Annotated in this window: 7 protein-coding genes; all 7 read left to right on the plus strand. The window is 45.8% G+C overall.

From position 1 onward, the window contains the following. Nucleotides 1-36: 36 nt before the first annotated feature. Nucleotides 37-339 (plus strand): hypothetical protein, encoded by a 303-nt coding sequence (locus tag G563_RS0112585; RefSeq protein WP_028665624.1) that lies wholly within the window; start codon nt 37-39, stop codon nt 337-339. Next, the gene (locus G563_RS0112590) at nt 339-1,673 is read left to right on the plus strand and encodes a hypothetical protein (RefSeq protein ID WP_028665625.1); all 1,335 of its coding nucleotides are present in this window, start codon (nt 339-341) and stop codon (nt 1,671-1,673) included. Before G563_RS0112585 ends, G563_RS0112590 begins: the two co-directional genes overlap by 1 nt. Beyond that, nucleotides 1,673-2,590 carry a DUF6712 family protein gene (locus tag G563_RS0112595; protein ID WP_028665626.1) on the plus strand — a complete coding sequence of 306 codons (918 nt, stop codon included), beginning with the start codon at nt 1,673-1,675 and terminating at the stop codon, nt 2,588-2,590. Before G563_RS0112590 ends, G563_RS0112595 begins: the two co-directional genes overlap by 1 nt. Next, the gene (locus G563_RS0112600; protein ID WP_028665627.1) at nt 2,587-3,372 is read left to right on the plus strand and encodes a hypothetical protein; all 786 of its coding nucleotides are present in this window, start codon (nt 2,587-2,589) and stop codon (nt 3,370-3,372) included. The genes G563_RS0112595 and G563_RS0112600 overlap by 4 nt, the downstream gene beginning before the upstream one ends. Then, nucleotides 3,369-3,878 (plus strand): hypothetical protein, encoded by a 510-nt coding sequence (locus G563_RS0112605; protein ID WP_028665628.1) that lies wholly within the window; start codon nt 3,369-3,371, stop codon nt 3,876-3,878. Before G563_RS0112600 ends, G563_RS0112605 begins: the two co-directional genes overlap by 4 nt. Before the next feature lie 40 nt (nt 3,879-3,918). Continuing rightward, on the plus strand, nt 3,919-5,436 hold the full coding sequence (locus tag G563_RS0112610) for a hypothetical protein (RefSeq protein WP_028665629.1): 1,518 nt from the start codon (nt 3,919-3,921) through the stop codon (nt 5,434-5,436). Then, nucleotides 5,429-6,890, plus strand: a 1,462-nt coding sequence (locus tag G563_RS0112615; protein ID WP_028665630.1) for a hypothetical protein, incomplete at its 3' end; no start/stop codon positions are given. The genes G563_RS0112610 and G563_RS0112615, both read left to right, overlap by 8 nt.

Here is a 6,890-nt window from a genome sequence, read left to right on the forward strand (position 1 = left end):
CCGAATCGTACGCTAATTCTGCTTATATCTTCGGTCATGATTACTGTTCAGGAGGCTTTTCAGCGTTTTTTTCTTACTCAAGGCGACGGAATGGATTTTCGTTGCAATCAAATCACCTTTTGCACTGCCGATAGAAAACGTAACACTGGAGGCGACTTGGTAACGCTTCATAAAGCGAGACTCATGGGCATGTACCATCCAAAATCTGAACCGAAAAATGGCAAAAAGAAACATTATAGGCGACGGGCTTGGAGGGATTTCTATGATGAGGACTCGATGAAAAATTACAGGATTCATATTGACTTAATCTTATCCGTCAACGACTTAGAGATAGCGTAATGGTAATTGAAGTTTCTGAAAATGCTTATGTGTTAGGCAAAAGCAATGTTGTGATCACTGAGGGAGACATGCCCGGCTCTTCGCCTACCATGACCGTAGTAGAAGAGAACAAATGGCAATCTTCCGAAGTTGTCTTTTGGGGTGAGGACAATGATTTTCCACGCAGAATCGTGGAACAGGCCATGAAAGTAGCAGTGGTTCCACCATCGTTGTTTTTCCACGCCAATATGCTTTCAGGGTCTACCATTTTGCCCGTGATTAAGCATTATGAGGTAAACAATCAAGGCATCAAAGAGGTAATTGAAGTAGTAGATGATCCCGAAATCTGGGAGTTTATGAACAATGCTCACTTCAAACGTTATCGTCGTGAGTGCGCGGTCGACCTTTTCTGGTTTCAGAATACTTTCCCAGAACTGATTCTTACCAAAGACCGGAAGAAAATCGCGCTTATTTCGCCCAATGAGGCAATGCACTGCCGTTGGGCAAAGCAAAATGAGCAGGGTATTTGCGAATCCGTGTTGGTGTCGGCCAACTGGCCAAAAGCCAAAAAGGGCGATAAGTACGTAACCGAAATCCCTGCCATTAACCCTTACGCTTACGATATCGTAGAGGCAACCCGGGGACAGTCAAACGACTATAAATTCATTTACCCCTGCTCTTATCCTTCTCCTGGTCGCAACTTCTATCAGCTCGCTTTTTGGGACGGTATTAGGCAATCTGGTTGGATGGAAATCCTAACCCAAATCCCTTCACTCAAAGCCTATCTTCTGAAAACTCAGATGCGAGTAGCCTATCACATACAGGTGCCTAGCTCCTATTGGGAAAAGACTTACGGCGAAAAATGGAAAAAGGCTGATGCGGTGCAGCGAAAAAATATCAGGAAAGAACACTTTGAGGCGTTTGACAAAATCCTATCGGGCGAGAAAAATGCGGGCAAGGCTTTCGTCTCTGAATACGGACAAAGTCTAGATGGGAAGACTTCAGAGCAATGGACTATTGAGCCGATAAAAGATCCAAACCACGATGGAAAGTTTGTTCAGGATAGTCTTGAAGCCACTGCCAACCTCTTTTACGCACTGTCGATTGACTTGACATTGGCTGGCTTTGCGTCCAAAGATATGGGAAGCCGCTCCGGAGGAAGCGATAAACGTGAAGCATTGTTAATCTACCTTGAAAAGATGAAGCCACTCCGAGAAATTGAGCTGGAGCCATTGCGTTTTGTGGCGAGATTCAACGGCTGGCAGAAGAAGTATCCGAAGCTTGATTTCATTCATCAAACAACGCTCCTTACTACTCTGGACACAGGAGCATCCACTAAACAAGTGACCACCTAATGGGCTTATTTGACACGACCGAGCAGTTGCAAGATTATGTATCTGTCACTTCAGACCTCAGCTTGCAAACAATGAAGCCATTTTTTGTCTTGGCGGAGCTGAAGCATATTTTTCCAATCGTTGGACGTGATTTGTGGAAAAATATTATTGAAAATACCTCTGGGGAAGGCTATGAAGTTATCGTTGAGCAAGCGAGGTTTACGCTGGCCAATCTAGCCATTTCGCTCTATATTCAAAATGGGGGCGCCATGATTGGTAATGAGGGGATTTTCTTCTCCAAAACTGACAACATGTGGCGACTCTCAGATAAGGACAAAGCTGATATGAGAGCGCAATTTTATGACGCCGGGATGATGTCGTTAGATATGTTGCTCGAAACACTTGATGCAGAAAGCACCGCTGGCTACAAAACGATATGGAAAAATTCTAGGCAAGCCAAAAGATTCCAAAGTTTACTTATCCGCTCGGCCAGTGCTTTCGACGAGCTGGTGCAAACCTTTCATTCACGTGTCACTTTTGCTTCTATGTATGACCTGCTCTACCACGTGCAGCAGCAGAAAATTGTACCGATCGCTAGTGGTTTTTTTGAAGCTTTGCTCGCAATTGACCCAGATAACGAAGAAAGCGAAGCAAAAAAGCAAATAAAGCAAGTTGCTTGTTCCGCTTTGGCTTTGCTTGCTGTAGCAAAAGCACTGCGAATCGGAACTTATGAGCGGACTGAATTTGGCTTTCAGGTCGTGGGAGCTAAAGTCAATAACCCTTCAGACCAAATATATGAATACGAGACCGATGGCCAAGCAGCACTGGAAGAGCTACGCAGGTTGCTTGAGGAGCATCTTCCAGATGGCTACGTAGCCTTACCAAAAAGTTCGGACGACGGATATTTTTCAACCAACTCTGGCATTGTGGTAGCATGAGAAAAATCCAGTATAGCATAGGAGGTGAAGTAAGGTATTTTGAAGGGCCTTCAGAATGGAAAGAGATGAACTCTCAGCAGTATCTGGCCACAATAAAAATCCTGTTGAGCGTAGAAAGCAGCTCAGAAAACGTTTGGGCAATTCCTCCCATTTTGTTAAATATTCCACTGAAGGAGTATTTTCAAATGAATATTACCCAGCGGACAACCCTTTTAGTTTCGTTTCAGCACCTTCGCGAATTCAAAGAGCTCCCTGTTAAGTGGTTGATCTCTAAAATAAAGGTAGGCGTTCGAATTTGGCATGGACCCAATGAGAAACTAAGCAATTTGGTTTTCGCAGAATTCATGTATGCTGAGACGATGCTTGAACGCTACTACAAGAAAAAAGACAGTTGGGAGCTTGATAGGTTTATTGCGATTTTCTATCGACCCAATAATTTTTTGGGGTCGCGGCCAAAATTTTACAATAAGCAAGTGGATGAGAGAGCCAAGGCGCTTAAAAACTTGCCTTTTCATGTCAAAACCGCAATTCTACTGAATTATCAGGGTTGGAAGTATAACCTCAAACGTCTTTTTCCCTATGTATTTCAAGAAGGTAGTTCTGAAGATACTACCCAAAGCTCCAATTGGCTAGAGCAGGCCGTGCGGCTTGCGGAGCACAAACAAAGTGAGGTAGATGTAATCAAAAATACCAATCTATACGAGATACTCGCCAGCTTCAATCTGAGACTCAAAGACCACGAAGCGTATAAAAAATCCCTTACCAAAAGCCAAACAACATGATTACGTTTCTTGAAAATACCCTACAAGCTTACGCCAATCAGCTGATAGGCTTGAAACGAGCCGATGGTAAGCGCAATTTTTTTGTGGTACCAGATCCTGAAAATGCCGAAACGGCCTTGGGTGCGCTACGAAATGAATTAGGGTGGCCAATTTTGCTTCTCGAATTTCCAGACAATGACATCGATGAAGGCAGTGTAACGACCGATACCCTTCAAGTAGGGCTGTCGGTGATGAAATACGTTGATACGAAAACCAAAGGGATTGATGAAATAAGGTCTCATATCTACGAAACTTGTGTGCCTTTGCTAGAGCAAATCATCGCACGTCTGAAGAAGGACGCTTGGAGTAAAACGCTCAAGTATAATTGTGCACCGGTGCAAATAAGTACTAGGCTACAAGGGCAATGGATTGGACCCGTATTAAATTACGCGTGGGGATACCGATACTCCGTAGAAATCAAAATATACCGGGATCCGTTTCGGGTCAATGCTTCGATGTGGTCTTAGTGTCCTATTCTTATCGTAATAAAGCACCCTATTTTCGGGTATGGGTGTTTCAATTTCTTCATTGCCAGCGGCTGCTTTTAGCCAAAATCGCATTGTGGCTACCTTCACGACCGATACTCCTTATGAAAACGAGGGGGTCTTGGCTGTCAATGATGTATATTTCACTGGCTCACTTTCTCCTAACATAGTAATCGAACTGCGATGGGGAGAGAATCTACAGCGTTTTACGGCCAAAATCATTCCTCTTTCTAATAATGAAATCCCATCCGGTAATGGCCAAATTGCTCACCTCGGTACCATAAAAACTGTACTCGAAGCTAATTTCTACGTGAATAGGGATTTTACGCTGGAGGTTCCTAACGACCCTGATTTTCCACGCATTATTTTCACCGCGAAGCGCAAAGAAATTGGTCTCAACTTTTCGCCCTATGCTTTTCAGGGTGGATTAGTGCGAAGCCTCACCAATGGGGTTGCTACGAAGCTCAAGCAAAACCACGGCGTGAAATTAGAGTGCCAAATAAAAAGAGGACTAAATTATGAGACGATCTATGATGAGCGTCTGCCTTTTGGGGGGCGAACCTCAATCAAGGTTGACATTGCTAGCCTTCTCCACGCCGAGCTAAAGCCCGATTTTCCGGGGAGCTGGGCGGGTTTTGCGCCGATTCGTCACACTGCTTCAGCGTTGAAATACCGGCTGCGGTATGCTGAAGCAAGTGCCCAAGTTGGAACCCCGGCAGTGACAACCGACAAAAACGTGATTTGGGGTGGCAATGGCTACTTAAGCGGCCTCAACAAGATACCTATTGATTGGGTAAGGGGAGAAAATAGTAACGCCGATCGGGCGCTCAGGCACGGTAGCAATATGAGAGTACTACAAATTGACGAACCTGCTTTCCTTACTTTTTTCAATACAAGAGGCACTTACGCAGAAATCAACGTCAGGATAAGGGTAGAATACCAAGATGACAGCTTACAGACTTACAATTATCCAGCACTTGCTGGCGTCTCGCTCTACGAAAAAATTACTTTCGACGTAAGTTTCTTGGGGCTTAATGTGCCTGCGGTTAATCCCGAAAAAGGGGTAAAGTCTTATTACGTTTCGATTTGGGCTGGTTCGACACAGCTGCTTCAGGAGTACAGGTACTTCGTGGATTATGCGAATCGCGAAAATAAGCGATTTTTTCTATGGTGGAACTCACTTGGGGCTTGGGATTCTTTCTGCACCTATGGAAAAGCAGCTAGTGAAACCAAATATACCAGTACCCAGATTGAAACAGTACTTGCGCATCAATATAGCACCAATCAAGCACCCCTGTCCGACTCAAACATTAAATCACATCGCAACTTTAGCGTAGCAAGTGGGAATGTTAGCTTGTCCCAAATAGATCTTTTTGAAGATTTTAAGCTGAGTCGCTACAAGTATGAATACGTTGGCGGCCAAGTGATTCCAATTGTAGTAAGTGCTGATGCGCTGGTAAATGAGACCGACGAAGAAAACTTCTACAACCATACATTTCAGTATCAGTACGCATTCAAAAACACTAATTACGATGGTTGATGACATCTTCCCGCCCGGCTTCGTTCCGGGTGGTGATATAATTCCTGATGCAACCCCTGCAGCGCCTACTGATTTGGATGCGACGCCAACCATTGGAAGCCTGAAAGGAGTACGTTCGAATGGTGTAGCTGAAGCATTAGATGACAAGGAGCCAACGATAGAGCCGCCTACTGAAAATGCAGTACAAAAAGTGTGGGTTGGTACAAAAGAGTGGCGTGACTTACCAACTTGGATCCAAAGTCTCGTAGGACAATTAATCAACGATGCACTAGAAGATTTTGACTGGCAACAGGTAAGTGATCAATTTAATCTTATCACCGAAGAGGCTGACCCGACTGTGCCAGCCCACGTTAAAAGCATCACCGAGGAGCAAAAAGAAGCCCTTGCATGGTTTTCCTCCAACTTCTCACGTGAGAACCTGACGCCTGGACACGTGGTCATTATTGGGCAGGATGGCGATAGCCTACAAATTATGCCTTTGGGCGAGCTGCTTACGCCTTTTTTTCCGGCTCTTTCGTCGGTTCTGAGTGGGGTTGTGGCGCCGATTACAAGCCTTTCTATCGTGCAGCAGGTGAATGACATCAAGGTCACTTGGACAGACATCACCCGCAAAGCAGGTTATTATCAGGTGGAAATGCGGCATCGGATTCAAAACGGGGATTGGACTCAATACGTGCTGCTTAATCAACCGGACTTCTCAGTAAAAGAACACCTGTGGGAACGAACCCACATTCCCACGGGGGTAACGCACGTAGGGGTACGGGTTCGCTACCTCGACAAAGAGAATGTGCCCTCTGAATGGAAATTGGCCGAAACTACCTTCAATTCAAATGCGCCGGTAATAACCGAAACGCTCTATGAGCGGGTGGCCTTTTCGGGTCGCTGGTGGAGTCAAGGGGCAGTGGTGGAAGAAACGCAGTACGAGCGGGTAGCCTACTCTGGTCGCTGGTGGAGCGAAACCGTGGCACCTGAACCCGAAGGGGATACGCCTCCTACAGCTCCTAATCCTATCGTAGTAGCCCGCAACGCGGCTAACCAGATCAATGTGACGATTCCTTTGGAATTGCCTCACAATCCTATGAGATTGTTTGAGCTAAATTACCGAGTTGTCGGCACGGAGGCTTGGCGGGTCTACACTAACACGGGTTTGTTGGCTGCTCCCGCGACTCCTGCGCTGCTGAGCGGCCCCAACAATGGACAAGCAAACTTTTCGTTTCTGCTCCAAAACGCCTACTTCACCCAAGGCCGCATCGAGGCGCGCGCCCGGAGCTGGCAAAACAGCGTTGCTTCTCCTTGGAGTACAATCGTAGCCGAGCCAATCAGTGGGGGCGGTGGTGGTAGTACCACGCTGCCAAGCAGCTACGTACTTCACTACTATATGAGTCAAGCCAACGGCTTTTTGGACTTGGTAGTTGAAAAGGGAGTAGATGGGCTACCCTATATCAGCGATAATG

It is taken from the genome of Runella zeae DSM 19591, assembly GCF_000423565.1.
Lineage (GTDB): Bacteria > Bacteroidota > Bacteroidia > Cytophagales > Spirosomataceae > Runella > Runella zeae.

Coding starts and splice junctions, on each gene's coding strand:
- G563_RS0112585 (WP_028665624.1), top strand. CDS start 37: ATGATTACTGTTCAGGAGGCTTTTCAGCGTTTTTTTCTTACTCAAGGC.
- G563_RS0112590 (WP_028665625.1), top strand. CDS start 339: ATGGTAATTGAAGTTTCTGAAAATGCTTATGTGTTAGGCAAAAGCAAT.
- G563_RS0112595 (WP_028665626.1), top strand. CDS start 1,673: ATGGGCTTATTTGACACGACCGAGCAGTTGCAAGATTATGTATCTGTC.
- G563_RS0112600 (WP_028665627.1), top strand. CDS start 2,587: ATGAGAAAAATCCAGTATAGCATAGGAGGTGAAGTAAGGTATTTTGAA.
- G563_RS0112605 (WP_028665628.1), top strand. CDS start 3,369: ATGATTACGTTTCTTGAAAATACCCTACAAGCTTACGCCAATCAGCTG.
- G563_RS0112610 (WP_028665629.1), top strand. CDS start 3,919: ATGGGTGTTTCAATTTCTTCATTGCCAGCGGCTGCTTTTAGCCAAAAT.